This window comes from Allorhizobium paknamense (assembly GCF_030815125.1).
Taxonomy (GTDB): Bacteria; Pseudomonadota; Alphaproteobacteria; order Rhizobiales; family Rhizobiaceae; genus Allorhizobium; species Allorhizobium paknamense.
On sequence record NZ_JAUSWH010000009.1, the window covers coordinates 43,495 to 61,466 of the forward strand.

20 protein-coding genes are annotated in these 17,972 nt (G+C 60.7%); 10 read left to right on the forward strand and 10 right to left on the reverse strand.

Annotated features, from left to right (window positions below; translation table 11 throughout):
* Positions 1 to 14 precede the first annotated feature (14 nt).
* Positions 15 to 1,175 (forward strand): CobW family GTP-binding protein, encoded by a 1,161-nt coding sequence (locus QO005_RS14355; RefSeq protein WP_307158736.1) that lies wholly within the window; start codon positions 15 to 17, stop codon positions 1,173 to 1,175.
* Between the two features lie 174 nt (positions 1,176 to 1,349).
* Here QO005_RS14355 and QO005_RS14360 read toward each other — a convergent pair whose 3' ends face one another.
* The 5 genes from QO005_RS14360 to QO005_RS14380 all read right to left on the reverse strand — a co-directional run bounded on the left by QO005_RS14360 (position 1,350) and on the right by QO005_RS14380 (position 5,516).
* Positions 1,350 to 1,580 carry a sulfurtransferase TusA family protein gene (locus tag QO005_RS14360; RefSeq protein ID WP_307158737.1) on the reverse strand — a complete coding sequence of 77 codons (231 nt, stop codon included), beginning with the start codon at positions 1,578 to 1,580 and terminating at the stop codon, positions 1,350 to 1,352.
* The gene (locus QO005_RS14365; RefSeq protein WP_370878081.1) at positions 1,577 to 2,905 is read right to left on the reverse strand and encodes a L,D-transpeptidase family protein; all 1,329 of its coding nucleotides are present in this window, start codon (positions 2,903 to 2,905) and stop codon (positions 1,577 to 1,579) included. Before QO005_RS14365 ends, QO005_RS14360 begins: the two co-directional genes overlap by 4 nt.
* A gap of 349 nt (positions 2,906 to 3,254) precedes the next feature.
* On the reverse strand, positions 3,255 to 4,208 hold the full coding sequence (locus tag QO005_RS14370; RefSeq protein ID WP_307158739.1) for an acetyl-CoA carboxylase carboxyltransferase subunit alpha: 954 nt from the start codon (positions 4,206 to 4,208) through the stop codon (positions 3,255 to 3,257).
* 173 nt (positions 4,209 to 4,381) lie between these two features.
* Positions 4,382 to 5,323: a site-specific tyrosine recombinase XerD gene (gene xerD / locus QO005_RS14375; RefSeq protein WP_307158740.1), complete on the reverse strand. Its 942-nt coding sequence runs from the start codon at positions 5,321 to 5,323 to the stop codon at positions 4,382 to 4,384.
* Positions 5,324 to 5,348: 25 nt separating this feature from the next.
* Positions 5,349 to 5,516, reverse strand: a complete 168-nt coding sequence (locus tag QO005_RS14380) for a hypothetical protein (RefSeq protein ID WP_307158741.1) — start codon at positions 5,514 to 5,516, stop codon at positions 5,349 to 5,351.
* Between the two features lie 160 nt (positions 5,517 to 5,676).
* Between QO005_RS14380 and QO005_RS14385 the strand changes: the two genes are divergently transcribed.
* Entirely contained in the window at positions 5,677 to 6,273 is a 597-nt protein-coding gene (locus QO005_RS14385; protein ID WP_307158742.1) for a shikimate kinase, read from the forward strand.
* Positions 6,266 to 7,405, forward strand: a complete 1,140-nt coding sequence (gene aroB / locus QO005_RS14390; protein ID WP_307158743.1) for a 3-dehydroquinate synthase — start codon at positions 6,266 to 6,268, stop codon at positions 7,403 to 7,405. The genes QO005_RS14385 and aroB overlap by 8 nt, the downstream gene beginning before the upstream one ends.
* A 131-nt stretch (positions 7,406 to 7,536) precedes the next feature.
* On the opposite strand, the gene QO005_RS14395 is transcribed toward aroB, so the two are convergent.
* Positions 7,537 to 7,818, reverse strand: coding sequence for a BolA family protein (locus tag QO005_RS14395; protein WP_307158744.1), 282 nt, complete (start codon positions 7,816 to 7,818; stop codon positions 7,537 to 7,539).
* A 102-nt stretch (positions 7,819 to 7,920) separates the two neighbouring features.
* Between QO005_RS14395 and QO005_RS14400 the strand changes: the two genes are divergently transcribed.
* The 4 genes from QO005_RS14400 to QO005_RS14415 all read left to right on the forward strand — a co-directional run bounded on the left by QO005_RS14400 (position 7,921) and on the right by QO005_RS14415 (position 12,715).
* On the forward strand, positions 7,921 to 8,541 hold the full coding sequence (locus tag QO005_RS14400) for a J domain-containing protein (protein ID WP_307158745.1): 621 nt from the start codon (positions 7,921 to 7,923) through the stop codon (positions 8,539 to 8,541).
* A gap of 198 nt (positions 8,542 to 8,739) precedes the next feature.
* Positions 8,740 to 9,732, forward strand: coding sequence for a cobaltochelatase subunit CobS (gene cobS / locus QO005_RS14405; protein WP_027486910.1), 993 nt, complete (start codon positions 8,740 to 8,742; stop codon positions 9,730 to 9,732).
* Positions 9,733 to 9,749: 17 nt separating this feature from the next.
* Positions 9,750 to 11,648, forward strand: a complete 1,899-nt coding sequence (gene cobT, locus QO005_RS14410) for a cobaltochelatase subunit CobT (RefSeq protein ID WP_307158746.1) — start codon at positions 9,750 to 9,752, stop codon at positions 11,646 to 11,648.
* A 92-nt stretch (positions 11,649 to 11,740) separates the two neighbouring features.
* The gene (locus QO005_RS14415) at positions 11,741 to 12,715 is read left to right on the forward strand and encodes an esterase-like activity of phytase family protein (RefSeq protein WP_307158747.1); all 975 of its coding nucleotides are present in this window, start codon (positions 11,741 to 11,743) and stop codon (positions 12,713 to 12,715) included.
* On the opposite strand, the gene QO005_RS14420 is transcribed toward QO005_RS14415, so the two are convergent.
* Entirely contained in the window at positions 12,699 to 13,334 is a 636-nt protein-coding gene (locus QO005_RS14420; RefSeq protein WP_307158748.1) for a VUT family protein, read from the reverse strand. The two genes, QO005_RS14415 and QO005_RS14420, sit on opposite strands and share 17 nt — an antisense overlap.
* Before the next feature lie 170 nt (positions 13,335 to 13,504).
* The gene (gene rpmB / locus QO005_RS14425) at positions 13,505 to 13,795 is read right to left on the reverse strand and encodes a 50S ribosomal protein L28 (RefSeq protein WP_307158749.1); all 291 of its coding nucleotides are present in this window, start codon (positions 13,793 to 13,795) and stop codon (positions 13,505 to 13,507) included.
* Between the two features lie 222 nt (positions 13,796 to 14,017).
* Here rpmB and QO005_RS14430 point away from each other — a divergent pair, with 222 nt between their 5' ends.
* The gene (locus tag QO005_RS14430; RefSeq protein ID WP_370878082.1) at positions 14,018 to 14,803 is read left to right on the forward strand and encodes a DUF3108 domain-containing protein; all 786 of its coding nucleotides are present in this window, start codon (positions 14,018 to 14,020) and stop codon (positions 14,801 to 14,803) included.
* A gap of 33 nt (positions 14,804 to 14,836) precedes the next feature.
* A complete protein-coding gene (gene yddG, locus QO005_RS14435) occupies positions 14,837 to 15,742 on the forward strand; it encodes an aromatic amino acid exporter YddG (protein WP_307158751.1) in 906 nt (301 codons plus the stop codon).
* On the opposite strand, the gene QO005_RS14440 is transcribed toward yddG, so the two are convergent.
* Positions 15,687 to 16,112 (reverse strand): cupin domain-containing protein, encoded by a 426-nt coding sequence (locus tag QO005_RS14440; protein WP_307158752.1) that lies wholly within the window; start codon positions 16,110 to 16,112, stop codon positions 15,687 to 15,689. The genes yddG and QO005_RS14440 overlap by 56 nt on opposite strands.
* A 1-nt stretch (position 16,113) precedes the next feature.
* Entirely contained in the window at positions 16,114 to 16,884 is a 771-nt protein-coding gene (gene gloB, locus QO005_RS14445) for a hydroxyacylglutathione hydrolase (protein WP_307158753.1), read from the reverse strand.
* Positions 16,885 to 17,164: 280 nt separating this feature from the next.
* Here gloB and QO005_RS14450 point away from each other — a divergent pair, with 280 nt between their 5' ends.
* Positions 17,165 to 17,944, forward strand: coding sequence for a class I SAM-dependent methyltransferase (locus QO005_RS14450; RefSeq protein ID WP_307158754.1), 780 nt, complete (start codon positions 17,165 to 17,167; stop codon positions 17,942 to 17,944).
* Positions 17,945 to 17,972: the final 28 nt, after the last annotated feature.

The window sequence follows — 17,972 nt, forward strand, 5'->3', positions numbered from 1 at the left end:
GAAGGATAAAGCCCATGGCCAAGGCCGCAGACCGCGTTCGCGTTTCCATCCTCACCGGCTTTCTGGGGGCTGGAAAATCCACCCTGCTTAACCGCCTGCTCAAGGACCCGGCCATGCGGGATGCGGCGGTGATCATTAATGAATTCGGCGAGGTTGGCATCGATCATCTGCTGGTGGAAAGCGCCAACGAGTCCATCGTCGAACTCTCCGATGGCTGCCTGTGCTGCACGGTGCGCGGCGAACTGGTGGATACGCTGGCCGAGCTGATGGACCGCATGCAGACCGGCAAGATCAAGCCGCTCTCACGGGTGGTGATCGAGACCACCGGGCTTGCCGATCCGGCACCGGTGATGCAGTCCGTCATCGGCCATCCGGTTCTGTCTCAATCCTTCCAGCTTGAAGGCGTGGTGACGGTGGTGGATGCCGTCAACGGACTTGCAACGCTGGACAGCTATCAGGAGGCGATGAAGCAGGCGGCAGTGGCCGACCGGCTGGTGCTGACCAAGCTTTCGCTCGCCGATGAAACCACGATCAAGACGCTGAAACAGCGGCTGACGGCGCTGAACCCGCGCGCCCCGATGCTCGACGGCGACGATCCCACCACCGGGGCCGCCAGCCTGCTGGACAATGGGCTCTACGATCCGGAAACAAAACTGCCGGATGTGGCGCGCTGGCTTCTGGAAGAAGACGATCACGATCATCATCACCACGATCATGATCATCACGACCACCACGCACATGATCATCACCATGGGCACCACCACGGACACCATCATCATCACGATGTGACGCGGCATGGAGACAGTATTCGCTCCTTCTCCATTTTGCAGGATGCGCCGGTCGATCCGGTGGCGCTGGATCTGTTCATCGATCTGATGCGCTCGGCCCATGGCGAAAAAATGCTGCGTATGAAGGCGGTGGTTTGCCTGAAGGATGATCCCGAGAGACCGCTGGTGCTGCATGGGGTGCAGACGGTGTTTCATCCGCCGGTCCGGCTGGCGGCCTGGCCGGACGGCGCGGACCGGCGCACGCGCCTGGTGATGATCGTCGATGGGCTGGAAGAGGCCTATGTGCGCGATCTGTTCGATACCTTCACCGGCAAGATCGCCATCGACAGGCCGGATCGCGCCGCCTTGCAGGATAATCCGCTAGCCGTGCCCGGGGTCAGGTTCTAAATCCTTGTTTTTACGCATTTCCGCACGGAAAACCGGACTCCACTTTTCCTGGAAATGCTCTACTACATAATTTTATCCTTAAATCGGAAGCGATTTAAGGATAAAATTATGTAGTAGATTTAAAGTGTTACAGCGTCCTTTGTGCGTTTGATAAAACGCACGGCGCTGTAAACGTCACCGCTTCTCGATCAAAAAGCGGTGACCGTTTTCCGTGACATCGGTACTGATCAGCCGATGCCCGTCCTCGCGGCACATATGCGGCAGGTCTATCACCGCGAGCGGATCGGTGGTTTCTACCAGCAAATGGTCGCCGCTGGCCATGGTCGTCAGCCGCTTGCGGGTTTTCAGCACTGGCAGAGGGCATTTCAAGCCCCTGAGATCGAAGCGCGTCGGCGCGACGGTCATCGCGTCGCCCAGAATTTCCAGAAGGGCTTGGCGGCCGGTTCCGCCGGTGCATCCATGGCCACCATGCTGGACTGCGGCGGCGTCAGCGGATTGGCAAGCGGCATCGGCCCGGTTGCCGGCAGGGCCACCGTCGCGCTGGCAATACCGGCTTCCGCCGTCTGAGCGGTTTCAGCCGCAGGGGCAACGCCGGCAGCCTGCGGCGTGCTGGCCGTAACCTCGCCGCCGACACGGCCTGTCTTGGCGGGATTGTCGAGTGAGGCAAACATCGGCTGGCTGGTCACAGCCGCCTTGCTTTTCGGCACCGGATTGGACGGATCGGCCACTTCCGACAGCTTCAGGAGCTTGCCGGCCTTCAGCGCCGAACCGGTGGGCGCAAAGGCAAGATCATGCCCCTTGAGCTGGCTGGCCACCAGCGCCTTGCGCTCGGCCTCGGTCGGATCGTACCAGACCTTGTCCTCGTATTTCTTCATCGCCTTGGCGTAATCACGCTCATAGGCGACCTTATAGGAGGCCATGGCGGTCGCAAGCTGCGGCGGTGTGGACATGGGCGGGCAGGCGCCTGTCGGGTTCAGCCCCTTGCCGCCATCCACCTGCTGATTGAAAACATATTTGCGGTCGCAGACCCCGACATCCGGCGGACGCTTGGTGATCTCGAACTGGTCATACCCGTCCTTCAGCATCTGCCAGAAGCTGTAATTGGGGCTGAACCGGTGACGCGCCATATTGTCTGCCGTCATGCGGAAGGGAAAAGCCTGCAATTGCACCGTCTGCTGGCCACCGCGAAAGGCATCACGGGCAAAAGCGTAGATTTCCAGGATCTGCGCATCCGTCATCGAATAGCAGCCGGAGGAAGAGCAGGCACCATGGATCATCAGATTGGTGCCGGTGCGGCCATTGGCGGCATCGAAGCGGTTGGGAAAGCCGGTATTGATGGCGAGATAGTATTTCGAATAGGGATTGAGGTTGGCCGGGGTCAGATTATAGAAGCCCTCGGGCGCCTGACGGTCCCCTTCCTTCACCTTGGGGCCGAGACGGCCAGACCAGGCGCAGATCTGATATTCGGCAATCTTGTCGAACCGGCCATCGGTCTTGGCCTTCCAGATTTCCAGAACGCCTTCTTCCTTGAAAATGCGGATGGCGATGGGCGAATTGCGCTCCATGCCCTTCGCCTTCATCGCCGTCAGGATGGAATCCGGCAGCGGCTGCTCCACCTTGTTGGAGACATTGTCAGGCAGCTTCTTTTCGGTAACGGTGTCCAGCGTATCGTTACAGCCGCTGACAAGGGCGGCAACGGCAATCAGCAAGGCAGCCTTATGCAGGGGTATTCTAAACGCTGACATGTTCAAGCTCGACGGTTCGCTCCGGCCTGGATTTCATCCATGGCTTTTCCGCATAATGCCCGATGATGGTCATGGCGCGGCAGGACATCACCTTGGCAGTATATGGTTTACGAAATCTGAATGATTTGGCTTCCCGCGCCAACCTATCGGAAAGCGCGGGAGATTTGAACCGCCTTTTTACGGCATAATTCCTTGAACCGGAATCGATTCGAGGGGAAAATTATGCACCAGATATGGAGTATGACAGTGCCGTGTCTGTGGGCAATCCGCCAAAACGTTGGGAATGTGAAAAATACGTGCAGCCGCACCTGTCTCGGCTGGCTGCAGCGCATGATCAGAGATGACGGCCGATATCCAGGAACTTCTGCCGCCGGGCGCTGCGCAGTTGCTCGCCTGTCTGGCCCGACATGTCCTGCAGAGCCGAGGCGATCAGCTCTCCGGCCTTGCCGATGACGGCGTCCGGGTTGCGATGCGCGCCGCCCACCGGCTCGGGAATGATGCCGTCGATAATGCCGAGCGCCTTCAGGTCTTCGGCCGTGATCTTCATATTGGCGGCGGCCTCCTTGGCGCGGGTGGAATCGCGCCAGAGAATGGAGGCAGCGCCTTCCGGCGAGATCACCGAATAGATGGCATGCTCCAGCATGTAGACCCGGTTGCCCGTAGCAATGGCGATCGCCCCGCCAGACCCGCCCTCGCCGATGACGATGGAGACGAGCGGCACCTTGATGTTCAGGCACATCTCCGTGGACCGCGCGATGGCTTCGGCCTGGCCGCGCTCTTCCGCGCCGACGCCGGGATAGGCGCCCGCCGTATCCACCAGCGAAATCACCGGCAGACCGAAACGGTCGGCCAGTTCCATGATGCGCACGGCCTTGCGATAGCCTTCCGGGCGCGGGCTGCCGAAATTATGCTTCAGGCGGCTCTTGGTGTCATTGCCCTTTTCCTGGCCGATCACCGCCACCGGCTGACCCTTGAAACGGGCAAGACCGGCCTGGATGGCGGCATCCTCGGAAAATTTGCGGTCACCGGCCAGCGGCGTGAATTCGGTGAACAGCGCCGAGGCGTAATCGACGAAATGCGGGCGCTGCGGATGGCGCGCGACCTGCGTCTTCTGCCAGGGGGTCAGCTTGGAATAGATCTCTTCCATCGCCTCGCGGACGCGGGTTTCCAGACGACCGATCTCTTCCGAGGTGTCGATGCTTTCATCCTCGCTCTTCAGCTTCTTCAACTCGTGAATCTTGCCTTCGAGGTCGGAGATGGGCTTTTCGAAGTCCAGGTAGTTGATCATCAGGTCCGTTCCGATCGTTATTCCAGGGGCGTCGGGATCGTGCAGTTCAGGATGGGCAGGCTGTCCCGGCGCGTCTTTCCGCCGTGTCACGCTTGCCGTCCAGGTCCCTATCATTCTTTCCCGACGGACGCCAATCTTGGCTTCCGCCTTTATAATCCGGCTTTGCCGGGCTTCTAATCGTGGTTTTTCCCATATTTTGCAAGAGGGTGATGCGTGTGAACCAGGCTCTGCAGCCTTTCCTGCAGCACATGGGTATAGATTTGCGTGGTGGAAATGTCGCTGTGACCTAATAATTCCTGCAGCACGCGCAGGTCCGCGCCGTTCTCCAGCAGGTGGCTGGCAAAGGCATGGCGCAGCACATGCGGAGAGACGGCATCGACGTTCAGCCCCGCCCGCGCGGCCAGATCCTTCAGCTCCCGTGCAAAGACCTGACGCGGCAGATAGCCTTCCGCACTGGCGGCTGGAAAAAGAAAGCCGGTGCCGGTCCTTTCCGCATCCGCGCGCCACAGCGCCTCGCCATAGAGCTTGAGCGCGGCAATAGCCGGAGGCGAGAGCGGCACAAGCCGCTCCTTGTTGCCCTTGCCCTTGATCATCAGAAAGCGGCCTTCCTGCTTCAGCACATGGGCAGGCAGGGAAACGAGTTCGCTGACACGCATGCCGGTGGCATAGATCAGCTCCATCAGCGCATGCATGCGCAGGCGTTTCAGCCGGTCCGGCCCCTCCAGCATGGCTTCGTCATGGGCAAGCGTCAGAAGCTTTTCCACCTCGGCAATCGACAAGGTCTTCGGCAGGCTGCGGGCCTTTTTCGGACGATCGATAATGGCGGTGGGATCGTCTTCCCTCAGCCCCTCCGCATAGAGAAAGCGATAGAACTGCCGCGCCGCCGAAAGCCGCCGCGCCTGCGAGGAGCTTTCATAGCCCTTGGCGGTGAGGTGGGCGAGATAGGCGGAAATATCGCCCGCCGCAGCCGTCATGACGCTGACGCCGCGCTCTTTCAGGAAGGCAGCGAGATCGTCCAGATCGCGCTGATAGGAGGAAAGGGTGTTGGCAGCGGCGCCGCGCTCGGCGCTCATCATCTCCAGAAAGGCCTCGATCCGGGCTGCACTCAGGTCCATCGGCTCATCCTTGTGCGTTGCTGCCTCACGGCTTGCTGGCCTCCACCGGTTTCGCCTCTATCCGGCTGGCGGGGATCTTCACCGTGATATCCCGCTGTTTCGGCTCCACGAAGATCACCAGGCACCACATCGCCACATAGACGAAGCCGGCAATCACACCCACAATGAACAGGAGACGAAAAAGGCTTGGCATGGTGGAACCGGCGCTTGGAGTTGGGCAACAGACGGCTTTCTCAGGAAAACCCACGCTTTTCCGGGGCTTCGGCCTGTCTTTCTCGTTGGCATTTGCGGCGATGACTTGACGCCGCACCAGCATTTGTCAATAGGGTTGCAAAACAGTTACGAAAAAGCGGATGACCGATACAAGCTCTCTCCTTGCTCCGACGCTTGCCGAACGGACCCGCGCCATTCTCGGGCGGCGCAATCTCATTCTGGTCGGCTTGATGGGAGCGGGCAAATCGGTGATTGGCCGTCTGGTGGCCCAGCAGCTCGGCCTGCCCTTCATCGATACCGATACCGAAATCGAGCGCGTTTCCCGTATGACGATCAGCGAGCTTTTCACCGCCTATGGCGAAACGGAGTTCCGCGCGCTGGAAACCCGGGTGGTCAAGCGCATCCTGCGCTCCGGCCCCAAGGTCGTCTCCACCGGCGGCGGCGCCTTCATCAATGACAAGACCCGCCGCCAGATCGAGCGCGGCGGCATTTCCATCTGGCTGCATGCCGATCTGGAGGTGCTGTGGGAACGGGTCAACAAGCGCGATCATCGCCCGCTCCTGAAAACGGAAAACCCGAAGCAGACGCTGGAAAAGCTGATGCAGGATCGCTACCCTGTCTATGCCCGCGCCGATATCACCATCAATTCCCGCGATGTGCGCAAGGAAGTGATCTGCGCCGAGGTGCTGGAGGCGGTGATCACCCATCTCACGGATAACAGGAAAAGCCATGGCTGACGACAGGGAGAACGGCGAGCGCGTGATTCACGTGCCGCTTGGTGAGCGTGCCTATGACATTCTGATCGGCGAAGGGCTGATCGCCCGCGCAGGCGGCGAGATTTCCACCCGCATCAAGGGGCGCAAGGCCGCCATCATCACCGACGAGCATGTCGGCGCGCTCTATCTCGAACCCTTAATGGACAGTCTGCAGGCCGATGGCATCGAGACGGTGTCGCTTTCGCTCCCCGCAGGCGAAAAGACCAAGAGCTTCGATCACCTGCAAAAGGTCTGCGATGTACTTCTGGAAGCCCGCATCGAGCGCAATGATACGGTGATTGCGCTGGGCGGCGGCGTGATCGGCGACCTGACCGGCTTTGCCGCGGGCATCGTTCGGCGTGGCGTGCGCTTCGTACAGATGCCGACCTCGCTGCTCTCGCAGGTGGATTCCTCCGTGGGCGGCAAGACGGGCATCAACACCCGTCACGGCAAGAACCTTGTCGGCATTTTCAATCAGCCCGATCTCGTGCTGGCCGATACCGGCGTGCTGAACTCGCTGAGCCCCCGCGAATTCCGCGCCGGCTATGCGGAAGTGGCGAAATATGGCCTGATCGACCAGCCGGATTTCTTCGCATGGCTGGAAAAGAACTGGCGCGAGGTGTTTTCCGGCGGCGCGGCCAGAACCGAGGCCATTGCCCGCTCCTGCCAGGCCAAGGCCGATGTGGTGGTGGCGGACGAGCGGGAAAACGGCCGTCGCGCCCTGCTCAATCTCGGCCACACCTTCGGCCATGCGCTGGAGGCCGCAACACAGTATGACAGCGCCCGCCTCGTGCACGGCGAAGGGGTCGCCATCGGCATGGTGCTGGCGCATGAATTTTCCGCCCGCCTCAATCTCGCAAGCCCGGATGACGGCAAGCGGGTGGAAGCGCATCTGCGGGCGGTGGGCCTGCCCACCCGCCTATCGGATATTGAAGGCGAGCTTCCGCCACCCCACATCCTGCTGGACGCCATGGCACAGGACAAGAAGGTCAAGGCCGGCAAGCTTACCTTCATTCTCACCCACGGCATCGGCCAGTCCTTCGTTGCGGATGATGTGCCGCCCTCCGAAGTCCTGTCTTTCCTCACCGACAAGATGGCCTCAGCGAACATATAATACCAAGGCTCGAAGATGCTAACGCATCCTCGCCTTGAAGAAATTTCGAATATCTCAATTGCGTCAGGGGCTTGAGATATTCGAAAAGGGAATACGAACTGCCATCTTCGATGACCCTTCGTATAGGCGGATTACCAGCGCACCGGTTCGTCCGTTGCCGCAGGTTCCAGTGCCAGCGCATGCAGCCCGGCATCAAGCTCCGGCTGCAAGAGTTCCGTAATGGCGCGGTGACGGGCAAGCCGCGCCATGCCCTTGAAGGCGGGGGACACGATGCGGACCCGCATATGGGTTTCGCCGGTGCCGGTCATGTCCGGCTGATGGCCCGCATGCAGATGACTTTCATCGATGACCTGCAGGCGTTCCGGCTGAAAAGCGGCGGACAGCTTGTCTTCAATGGTCTGGCGGAGCGACATGAGGGGCCTTTTTTGTGATCGCGGAAAAAGCCTTCACAAAGGCAAGAACATTCCGATTTGTCAATTCTTGTTGTGGGAGGGGCAGCGCCCCATAATTGCGGCATGAAACTCGACTCAAAATATTTCGACAAGATCCGCACGCGCCGCAAGCGCGCCGAGGAGCAGGCCAAGCCCGTGGCGACCTGCCAGTGGGACGGCTGCGACAAGCCCGGCGTGCACCGCGCGCCCGTGGGCCGCAATGCCGAAGGCCAATTCTTTCTGTTCTGCTTCGAGCATGTGAAGGAATATAACAAGGGTTATAATTATTTTTCCGGCCTGTCGGATACCGAGATTGCCCGCTACCAGAAGGAAGCGATCACCGGTCACCGTCCCACCTGGACGGTGGGCGTGAACCGGGACGCCAAGAACGCGCCGCTGCATTCCACGCTGCGCTCCGGCTCCGCGGCTGGCCATGCCCGCGTCAAGGACCCCTTCGGCTTCGTCAACCAGGGCGGTGGCAGGGCGCGGGCCGAACCGCAACGCAAGCTGAAGACGCTGGAGGCCAAGGCTTTCGACACGCTGGGCCTGACCGGGGCCGCCACCGCCCAGGACATCAAGAGCCGCTACAAGGAACTTGTGAAAAAGCACCATCCGGACGCCAATGGCGGCGACCGGGGATCGGAAGAACGTTTTCGTGCCGTTGTGCAAGCCTATCAGTTGTTAAAGCAATCCGGTTTTTGCTAAGGCTGAAAGGTGAATTCCCGCCACGCACCCGGCTTTGCTTCCTTGATTTCGAACCTGTTTGCGTTGCAAGATCACCGGAGATTTTCACTGTAGCGCACGAAGTTCGCTTTTGTGCGTTTGATGATGTGGATGACCGAGGGCTGTCGCGCTCGGAAATTGCAAGATGTGCCGGTCTTCGCCGTCCGGCTTGGAGATATGATGAGCAAGATTGACCTGGATATCGCCAATTTGCCGGATACGACCGTTTCGGTTCGTGAGGTTTTTGGCATCGACACCGACCTTCGCGTTCCGGCCTATTCCAAGGCCGACCCCTATGTGCCCGATCTCGACCCGGACTATCTGTTCGACCGGGAAACGACGCTCGCCATTCTGGCGGGCTTTGCGCATAACCGTCGTGTCATGGTCTCCGGCTTTCACGGCACCGGGAAATCCACCCATATCGAGCAGGTCGCTGCCCGGCTGAACTGGCCCTGCGTGCGCGTCAACCTCGACAGCCATGTCAGCCGTATCGATCTCGTCGGCAAGGACGCGATCGTTCTGAAGGACGGCAAGCAGATCACCGAGTTCAAGGACGGCATCCTGCCCTGGGCCTATCAGCACAATGTCGCGCTGGTGTTCGACGAATATGACGCGGGCCGTCCGGACGTGATGTTCGTCATCCAGCGCGTGCTGGAAAGCTCCGGCCGCCTGACCCTGCTCGACCAGAGCCGCGTCATCCGCCCGCACCCGGCCTTCCGCCTGTTTGCCACCGCCAACACGGTCGGCCTTGGCGACACCACCGGGCTTTATCACGGCACCCAGCAGATCAACCAGGCGCAGATGGACCGCTGGTCGATCGTCACCACGCTGAACTACCTGCCACACGAGAAGGAAGTGGATATCGTTCTCGCCAAGGTGAAGAGCTTCAACGCCACGCCGGAGGGCCGCGACACCGTCAACAAGATGGTGCGGCTGGCGGATCTGACGCGCTCGGCCTTCATCAATGGCGATCTTTCCACCGTCATGAGCCCGCGGACCGTCATTACCTGGGCGGAAAACGCCGAAATCTTCGGCGATGTCGCCTTCTCCTTCCGCACCACCTTCCTCAACAAATGCGATGAGCTGGAACGGACGCTGGTGGCCGAGCAATATCAGCGCGCCTTCGGCGTGGAGCTCAAGGAAAGCGCCGCCAATATCGTGCTCGGCGCCTGATCGGGGGCGGTTTCATCATGGCAGGTCGCGGCGATAATTCCCAAGCAAGACCCGGCACGGCGGTGGATACCGAACCGATGCGCCGGGCCATTACCGGCTGTGTGCGGTCCATTGCCGGCAATGCCAATGTCGAAGTGGCCTTTGCCAATGAGCGGCCGGGGCTGGCGGGCGAGCGTGTCCGCCTGCCAGAGATTTCCAAACGTCCGACGGCGCAGGAAATTGCCGTGACGCGCGGCATCGGCGATTCAATTGCGCTGCGTCTTGCCTGTCATGATCAGAAGATCCACGCCTCCATGGCCCCCGAAGGCCAGGATGCGCGGGCGGTGTTCGATGCGGTGGAGCAGGCGCGGGTGGAATCCATCGGGGCGCTGCGCATGCAGGGCGTGGCCAACAATCTGCACTCGATGAACACCGAAAAATACGCCAAGGCCAATTTCTCCGGCATTGAGCGGCGCGAGGATGCGCCGCTGCCGGAAGCGGTGGCCATGATGGTGCGACAGGCGCTGACCGGTCAGAAACCGCCGGAAAGTGCCGGAAAGGTGCTGGATCTGTGGCGGCCCTTCATCGAGGAAAAGGCAGGCCGGGATTTTGCCGATCTATCGTCCCTGATCGAAGACCAGCAGGCCTTTGCCCGCGTGGTGCGCCACATGCTCTCCTCCATGGAAATGGCTGAGGACATGGGCGAAGACCCGGAAGAGGGCCAGGAAGAGGAAACCGCCGAGGAAGACCAGCAGCGCAGCGGCGAGGAGGAACAGGAAAATTCCGAGGAGGAAGCCGGTTCCGAAAGCGCGCCTGCCGATGAAAGCGAATCTGCCGAAGAGCAGATGGAAGACGGCGAGATGGATGGCGCTGAAATTTCCGACGACGACATGTCGGAAGAAGGCGACGAGGACAGCGAGACCCCTGGCGAAATGCGCCGCCCGGCCAGCCCCTTCGACGATTTCAACGAAAAGGTCGATTACAAGGTCTTTACCGAGGCCTTCGATGAAGAAATCACGGCGGAAGAACTCTGCGACGATGCCGAACTGGACCGGCTGCGCGCCTTTCTCGACAAGCAGCTTGCGCATTTGCAGGGTGCCGTGGGGCGGCTTGCCAACCGGCTGCAACGCCGCCTTATGGCCCAGCAGAACCGCTCCTGGGAATTCGATCTGGAAGAGGGTTATCTCGATCCGGCGCGCCTGACGCGCATGATCATCGACCCCATGCAACCGCTGTCCTTCAAGCGGGAAAAGGATACGCAGTTCCGCGATACGGTGGTGACGCTGGTGATCGACAATTCCGGCTCGATGCGTGGACGCCCGATCACCGTGGCCGCCACCTGCGCCGACATTCTGGCCCGGACGCTGGAGCGCTGCGGCGTGAAGGTGGAAATCCTGGGCTTCACCACCAAGGCCTGGAAGGGTGGCCAGAGCCGGGAGCAATGGCTGGCCAGCGGCAAGCCCGCAACGCCGGGCCGCCTCAACGATCTGCGCCATATCGTCTACAAGGCGGCGGATGCGCCGTGGCGGCGCGCCCGCCGCAATCTCGGCCTGATGATGCGCGAGGGCCTGCTCAAGGAAAATATCGACGGGGAAGCGCTGATGTGGGCGCATAACCGCCTGATCGGGCGGCGCGAGCAGCGCAAGATCCTGATGATGATTTCCGATGGCGCACCCGTCGATGACTCGACGCTTTCGGTCAATCCGGGCAATTATCTGGAGCGGCATTTGCGGGCAGTGATCGAGCAGATCGAAACCCGCTCACCGGTCGAGCTTCTCGCCATCGGGATCGGCCATGACGTCACCCGCTATTATCGCCGCGCCGTGACAATCGTCGATGCCGACGAACTGGCGGGCGCGATGACCGAGCAATTGGCGGCACTGTTCGAGGATAAGCCGGTGCGGGGTCCGCTCGGTGCCTTCCGCAGGACGGGATGATGAAGGCCGGAAAGTATTTCCACGAAAGGGAAAAACCGGTTTTCCCTCCGGAAATACGCAGACACAAAGCGTTGCTCCGACGCCTGCTTCGCATGATGACAGTCCTGCTGCTGGCACTGGTGGTGGGGGGCCTTCGGGCGTCCGCCGAACCGATGATCGTGACCGGCCGGGTGATCACCGCCTTCCGGCCGGGCTCAAGCCAGAAGGTGTTCGGCAAGCTGGAATTCCTGGGAGGTCTGGTGATGACCTCCCCCAACAGCCGCTTTGGCGGCTGGTCCTCCATCCGTTTTCGGGACGATGGGCGGCATTTCATCGGCGTGCTGGACACGGGCCACTGGCTTTCCGGAGAGATCGAGCGCGATGCGGCAGGCCGCCTTTCCGGCCTCACAGGGCTCTCCATCGCCGCCATGCGCGACAGGGCAGGCAAGACCAATGCCGCGAAGGCTGAGATGGATGCCGAAAGCCTGGCGATCCGGGGCGACAAGATTTATGTCGGCTTCGAGCGCCGCCATCGCATCGACCAATATCCGCTGGAAGGTTTTGAGACGGCGCGGCCCGAACGCAGCCTGCCGCTGCCTTTCCCCCGATCGGTGCTCGCCAGCAATCAGAGCCTGGAAACGCTGACAGCGTCCCCACCCGCAGGCCCGCTGGGCGGCGGGCTGGTGACCGTGACGGAGCGCAGTCTGGATGAGAACGGCCAGCTTTGGGCAGGCATCGTCGATGGACCTAAAACCGGTTCCTTCAAGGTGGCGCATCCCGACGATTTCGACGTCACCGATGGCGCATGGCTACCGAATGGCGATCTGCTGCTGCTGGAGCGCCGCTTTCATCTTTTGACCGGCCTTGCCATACGCATCGTCCGTCTTCGCGGCAAGGACATCGCCGCGGGTGCCGAGGTCAAGGGCGAGACCCTGATGCAGGCGGATGCCGGGTTCGAGATCGACAACATGGAAGGGCTCGATGTCATCGACAAAGGACAGGGCGACCTGCGCCTCATCCTCGTCTCCGATGATAACAATTCCCCCCTGCAACGCAGCCTGATGCTGGAATTCAGGTTGCTGCCGTAACACGATAGGGCTTCAAGACATTCATCAGCGCGCCGTAAGGCAGCAGCATGACGAGCCCCACCGTCATCTTGACAGTGAAATCACCCAGCGCCCAGGAGATCCAGCGCGGCGCCTCGGTAGAAAACACGCCGAGCAGCGGCGCCCAGCCAATGGCGAAATCGTCATTGGCGCCGATGAAGGCAAAGGCGGGCGCAAAGGAAATCGAAAAGAACAGCAGCGTATCCAGCACCGAGCCGAACAGCGATCCTGCCAGCGGCGCTTTCCACCAACTCTGCTGGCGCAGGCGGTTGAACACGCTGATATCCAGCAATTGCCCGACCAGATAGGCCGTGCCGGACGCCATGGCGATGCGCGGCTGCGAGGTGATGAAGGAGATCGTTACGCCGACCAGAAAACCGATAAACACCACCCGGCGGGCCATGGACGGGCCGAATTGCCGGTTGGTCAGATCCGTCACCAGAAAGGCCACCGGATAGGTGAAGGCTCCATAGGTCAGGAGATCGCCCAACTGGATGCCGGCCAGATCGCCGGTCAGCGGATATTGAACGAGAATATTGGACGCCACGACGACCAAAGTCATCAGCGCGCCATAGACGAGCATATGCTTGAGAGAGAGCATTTTTTTATCCTGGGTTATGCCACCAGCCTGTTTTGACGCGCTCTCGGGATTTCCGATGCAAGGACTTTCTGATCCTTGAAAGCCCCCCCAAATGAAAAGGCTTGAACGGTGACCCGTCCAAGCCTCCCAATTGCAAAAGAGCGCTTATCCCTCCGAGAAGGGGCCGAAAATCAGGCAGCTTCAGCGGTCTTCTTGACGATCTGGCGACGCAGCAGACGGGCGCGCATCGACAGTTCGTTTTCATGAGCCTTGATGAGGAAAGCGTCCAGACCACCGCGGTGCTCGACAGAGCGCAGAGCGGCAGCGGAAACGCGCAGACGGTAACGCTGGCCGAGAACGTCGGAGATCAGCGTGACATCGCACAGGTTCGGCAGGAACCGGCGCTTGGTCTTGTTGTTGGCGTGGCTGACATTGTTGCCCGACTGGACGCCCTTGCCGGTCAATTCACATACACGGGACATGTTGCACCTATATTCTTCTTGGCAATCGGAGAACGTCCCGGCAAAACTCGGGCGCGCAATCCAACGCGGTCTGATTGGAAAGTTGCGGTTCTATAGTCAGCTTGGCCGCGCCCGTCAAGCCAAACTTCGCCCATCACGGCATTTCTCTGGCCTTCGGCTATCGTCTTGCCACAGTGAAAGCCCTAGATAAGACAAATCACATTTTCAGGATGGCGCATGGCGATGATGTTTTCTCAAGGTCTTGGCAGATCTTTTCTGGCGGCAATGGCGGGCGTTCTGGCTCTTGGCGGCGCAGCACTTGCCGATGAAAGCTATCACACCGATTACCGGGTGACGCTGGCTGGCCTGCCCGTGGCGCGGGCCTCCTTCACCACCAATATCAGCGATTCCGATTACAAGATCGCCGGTGACATTTCCTCGGCGGGGCTGGTCAATGTTTTCACCAGTCTGACGGCCAAAACCAGCGTGGCAGGTCAGGTGGTCGGCACGGAAAGACTTGAGCCGCAGAGCTATGAACTGATCTACACGCGCGGTAAACGCACCCGCACCTATGATGTGCGCTTTTCCGGCGGCTCGGTCGTCAAGACCAGCATTACGCCGGAACCCAAGCGCAATGCCGATCGCTGGATTCCCGTCTCGCCGGGAGACCTGCGCGCCGTCTTCGATCCGCTGGGCGGGCTGGTGCTTTCAGAAAGAGGCGGGCTCTGCAACCGCACCATTCCGATCTATGATGGCGAGAGCCGCATGGATCTGGTGCTTTCTCCCAAGGGCAAGGCGAAGTTCACCGCCGGCGATGTCTCGGGCGAGGCCACCGTTTGCAGTGTGCGCTATGTGCCGAAATCCGGGTTCAACAAGGGTCGCAGCGATATCGAATATCTGCGGCAGGCCAATGACATGGAAATCTGGTTTGCCAAGGCTGGCGGCATGAAGCTATATGCTCCTGTCTATGCCAAAGTGCCGACCCGGGTTGGCCCTCTCTATATCACGGCAACCCGTTTCGGCGCATGAGAAAAGCCCCGGCGGGTCGCCGCCGGAGCGCTTATGAAGATCAAGGCAACGCTGATCGGTTTCAGCGCCATTCTGATGTGGTCCTTTCTGGCCCTGATGACGGCGGCATCGGGTAAGATGCCGCCTTTCCAGCTTTCAGCCGTCTGCTTTGCCATCGGCGCGCTTCCCGGCATCGTCACCTTCATCCTCAAACCGCAGCGCCTTCAGCTGCTGCGCCAGCCCGCGAAAGTCTGGATTGTCGGCATTGCCGGTCTGTTCGGCTATCATTTTCTCTATTTCACGGCTCTTCGAAATGCGCCTGCCGTGGAAGCGGGGCTGATCGCCTATCTCTGGCCGCTGCTGATCGTCTTCGGCTCGGCGCTTTTGCCGGGGGAAAGGCTGCGCTGGTATCATTGCGCAGGCGCGGTGGCAGGGCTGTGCGGCACGGTGCTGATCGTCGGCAAGAATGGCTTTCATTTCGATCCGGCCTATGCCTTCGGCTATGGTGCGGCCTTTCTCTGCGCCTTTACCTGGTCCGGTTATTCGCTGATCACCCGCCGCTTCGAAGCGGCGTCCACCGATGTCGTCACCGGCTTTTGCCTCGCCACCTCGCTCCTGTCGCTGCTCTGCCATCTCGGGCTGGAGGAGACAATCTGGCCGGAAAGCCTATCGCAATGGCTGGCGGTGATCGGGCTCGGGCTGCTGCCGGTGGGGGCCGCCTTTTACGCCTGGGATTTCGGCGTCAAGAACGGCGACATCCAGATCCTTGGCGCGGCCAGCTATGCCGCGCCGCTGCTCTCGACGCTCATTCTCATCCTCTTCGGTTTTGCCGAGCCTGACCTGCGCATTGCGCTGGCCTGCGCGCTGATCACCGGCGGTGCAGTGCTGGCGGCCAGCGACATGTTCAGGAGGCGGAAGGGGACCAGCCCGGCGGCGCCATCTCAAAGGCCTCAAAACTGAAACCGGGCGCAACCGTACAGCCGACAAGGGTGAAATCGCCGGCGCTTTCCGCCGCCTGCCAGCTGTTGGCCGGAATGACGGCCTGGGGCCGTTCGCCTTTCAGCACATCCGGACCGAGGCTGATGGTCTGCACGGTCTTGCCGTCATCGCAGCGGTAAAGCGAAAGCGGCGCGCCCGCGTAATAATGCCAGACTTCGGCGGCATCGCGCACCCGGTGCCAATGCGAGCGCTGCCCCTTCTCCAGCAGGTAGTAGATCGCAGTGGAGTGACCGCGCCCGCCCTCCGGCGCATCGCGAAAGGTTTCCGTATACCACCCGCCTTCGGGATGCGGCTGCATGGCAAGGGCCGCGATGATGTCTTGAGCCTGCATCTTAAAAATTGTCCTTGCGCTTGCGGATTTCGGCAAACACCTCTTCATTGCTGCGGCTTTCCATCAGCAGATTGCGGCGAATGCCGGGATCGCCCGCGCGCAGGAAGGGATTGGTTTCCTTTTCCAGATAAAGCGTCGTCGGAATGGTGAAGCGGCCTTCGGCCCTCAGTGCCTCAATTTCCTGGACCCGCGCTTTCAGCCGCTCATTGTCGGGATCGATGGTCAGCGCGAAACGGGCATTGGAAAGCGTGTATTCATGGCCGAAATAAACCGCCGTCTCATCCGGCAGCACCGAAAGCTTCTGCAGCGAATGCCACATGTCGCTGGCCGAGCGCTCGAACAGCCGCCCGCAGCCCAGCGCAAACAACGTATCGGCAGCAAACAGCAGCTTGCTGTCGACGAAATGGTAGCAGACATGACCGGCCGTATGGCCGGGAGTCTCGATCACCTGCACACGATGCTCACCAAACAGCAATTCATCGCCATCGGCAGCGGTGCGGTCGAGCCCCGGAATGGCCACGGCCTCATTGACCGGCCCGATGATGGTGCAGCCGTATTTTTCCTTGAGCGCCAGATTGGCCTCGACATGATCGGTATGGTGGTGGGTGGTGAAAATATGCGAAATCGTCCAGCCGCGCAGTTCCGCTGCGGCGATGATCGGCCCGGCTTCCGGCGCATCGATCGAGGCCGTCAAGCCGGATTCGGGACAATGCACGAGTACGCCGTAATTATCGCTTCGGCAGAGAAAGACATCCAGTTCAAGGCTTTTCATCGGACAATTCCTTGGGTTTCCTCAAAGTCTGTCCATAATTGCCGCTGGCGGGCTGCAAATGGCAATTTCTGCGCCTCCAGTGCTCACATACTTGAGTATGCTCCGCCCTGGTTCTCGAAATCACCATTTTCGCCACACCAACGACAATTCTTGAACAGACTTTTGCTTTCAATGTAGGTCTGACCGACACTTGCGTCAAAAGCCAAACGCAGATTTTCCCAACCTTTGAAGGCCAGTCTTGTGCCTTGAAATGATCGGCTGCTGCTGTCAAAGTCCCGGCATGTACGTGGATATTGTCGATCTTCGCCAGTTTTATCATTCGCAGCTTGGCCGGGTTGCGGAACAGTCGATTTCCATGGCGCTCGCCTCGCTCTGGGCGCGCCTGCCGGAAGAGCGGCTGGTGGGGCTGGGCTATGCCATTCCCTATCTCGACCGGTTTCGCGCCGATACCGAACGCGCCTTCGCCTTCATGCCCGCAGGCCAGGGTGCGGTAAACTGGCCGCCGGGGGAACGGTCCTCAACCGCGCTGGTCTTCGAAGAGGAATTGCCGCTGCCGGACAGCTCCATCGACCGGGTGCTGATGGTGCATTCGCTGGAATTTGCCGAAAGCCCGCGGGAAACGCTCAAGGAAATCTGGCGGGTGCTGGCGCCTGGCGGGCGGCTGGTGATCGTGGTGCCCAACCGGCGCGGCGTGTGGGCCCGCATGGAACACACTCCCTTCGGCTCGGGCCGACCCTATTCTCGCCGCCAGTTGACGGCTCTGTTTCGGGAAACCAATTTTACGCCGGGCGCCACGGCGGAAGCGCTGTTCTTCCCGCCGTCGCAGTTGAAAACCGTGCTGGGCCTGCGCAGCGCCTTCGAGCGCTTCGGGCGGATATTCTCGCCCGCCTTCAGCGGCGTGATCGTGGTTGAGGCGCAGAAGCGGCTTTATCAGGGCTTGCCGGTGGCCGTGCGGGCCTCGCGTCGCGTCTTCGCGCCAGTGCTTGCCCCGCAGGGCGTACCCACCACGAGAGAGGCGCTGAACCGGCTTTCCCCCTGCCCGCCGCCCTCGACAAAATAACGATGAGCGGATAAGGCAAAGCCTTCAG

Coding starts and splice junctions, on each gene's coding strand:
- gloB (WP_307158753.1), bottom strand. CDS start 16,884: ATGAAAAGCCTTGAACTGGATGTCTTTCTCTGCCGAAGCGATAATTAC.
- QO005_RS14400 (WP_307158745.1), top strand. CDS start 7,921: ATGAAACTCGACTCAAAATATTTCGACAAGATCCGCACGCGCCGCAAG.
- QO005_RS14380 (WP_307158741.1), bottom strand. CDS start 5,516: ATGCCAAGCCTTTTTCGTCTCCTGTTCATTGTGGGTGTGATTGCCGGC.
- aroB (WP_307158743.1), top strand. CDS start 6,266: ATGGCTGACGACAGGGAGAACGGCGAGCGCGTGATTCACGTGCCGCTT.
- xerD (WP_307158740.1), bottom strand. CDS start 5,323: ATGGACCTGAGTGCAGCCCGGATCGAGGCCTTTCTGGAGATGATGAGC.
- QO005_RS14385 (WP_307158742.1), top strand. CDS start 5,677: ATGACCGATACAAGCTCTCTCCTTGCTCCGACGCTTGCCGAACGGACC.
- QO005_RS14430 (WP_370878082.1), top strand. CDS start 14,018: ATGATGTTTTCTCAAGGTCTTGGCAGATCTTTTCTGGCGGCAATGGCG.
- QO005_RS14360 (WP_307158737.1), bottom strand. CDS start 1,580: ATGACCGTCGCGCCGACGCGCTTCGATCTCAGGGGCTTGAAATGCCCT.
- rpmB (WP_307158749.1), bottom strand. CDS start 13,795: ATGTCCCGTGTATGTGAATTGACCGGCAAGGGCGTCCAGTCGGGCAAC.
- QO005_RS14440 (WP_307158752.1), bottom strand. CDS start 16,112: ATGCAGGCTCAAGACATCATCGCGGCCCTTGCCATGCAGCCGCATCCC.
- QO005_RS14370 (WP_307158739.1), bottom strand. CDS start 4,208: ATGATCAACTACCTGGACTTCGAAAAGCCCATCTCCGACCTCGAAGGC.
- cobS (WP_027486910.1), top strand. CDS start 8,740: ATGAGCAAGATTGACCTGGATATCGCCAATTTGCCGGATACGACCGTT.
- QO005_RS14415 (WP_307158747.1), top strand. CDS start 11,741: ATGATGACAGTCCTGCTGCTGGCACTGGTGGTGGGGGGCCTTCGGGCG.
- QO005_RS14395 (WP_307158744.1), bottom strand. CDS start 7,818: ATGTCGCTCCGCCAGACCATTGAAGACAAGCTGTCCGCCGCTTTTCAG.
- QO005_RS14420 (WP_307158748.1), bottom strand. CDS start 13,334: ATGCTCTCTCTCAAGCATATGCTCGTCTATGGCGCGCTGATGACTTTG.
- QO005_RS14355 (WP_307158736.1), top strand. CDS start 15: ATGGCCAAGGCCGCAGACCGCGTTCGCGTTTCCATCCTCACCGGCTTT.
- QO005_RS14450 (WP_307158754.1), top strand. CDS start 17,165: ATGTACGTGGATATTGTCGATCTTCGCCAGTTTTATCATTCGCAGCTT.
- cobT (WP_307158746.1), top strand. CDS start 9,750: ATGGCAGGTCGCGGCGATAATTCCCAAGCAAGACCCGGCACGGCGGTG.
- yddG (WP_307158751.1), top strand. CDS start 14,837: ATGAAGATCAAGGCAACGCTGATCGGTTTCAGCGCCATTCTGATGTGG.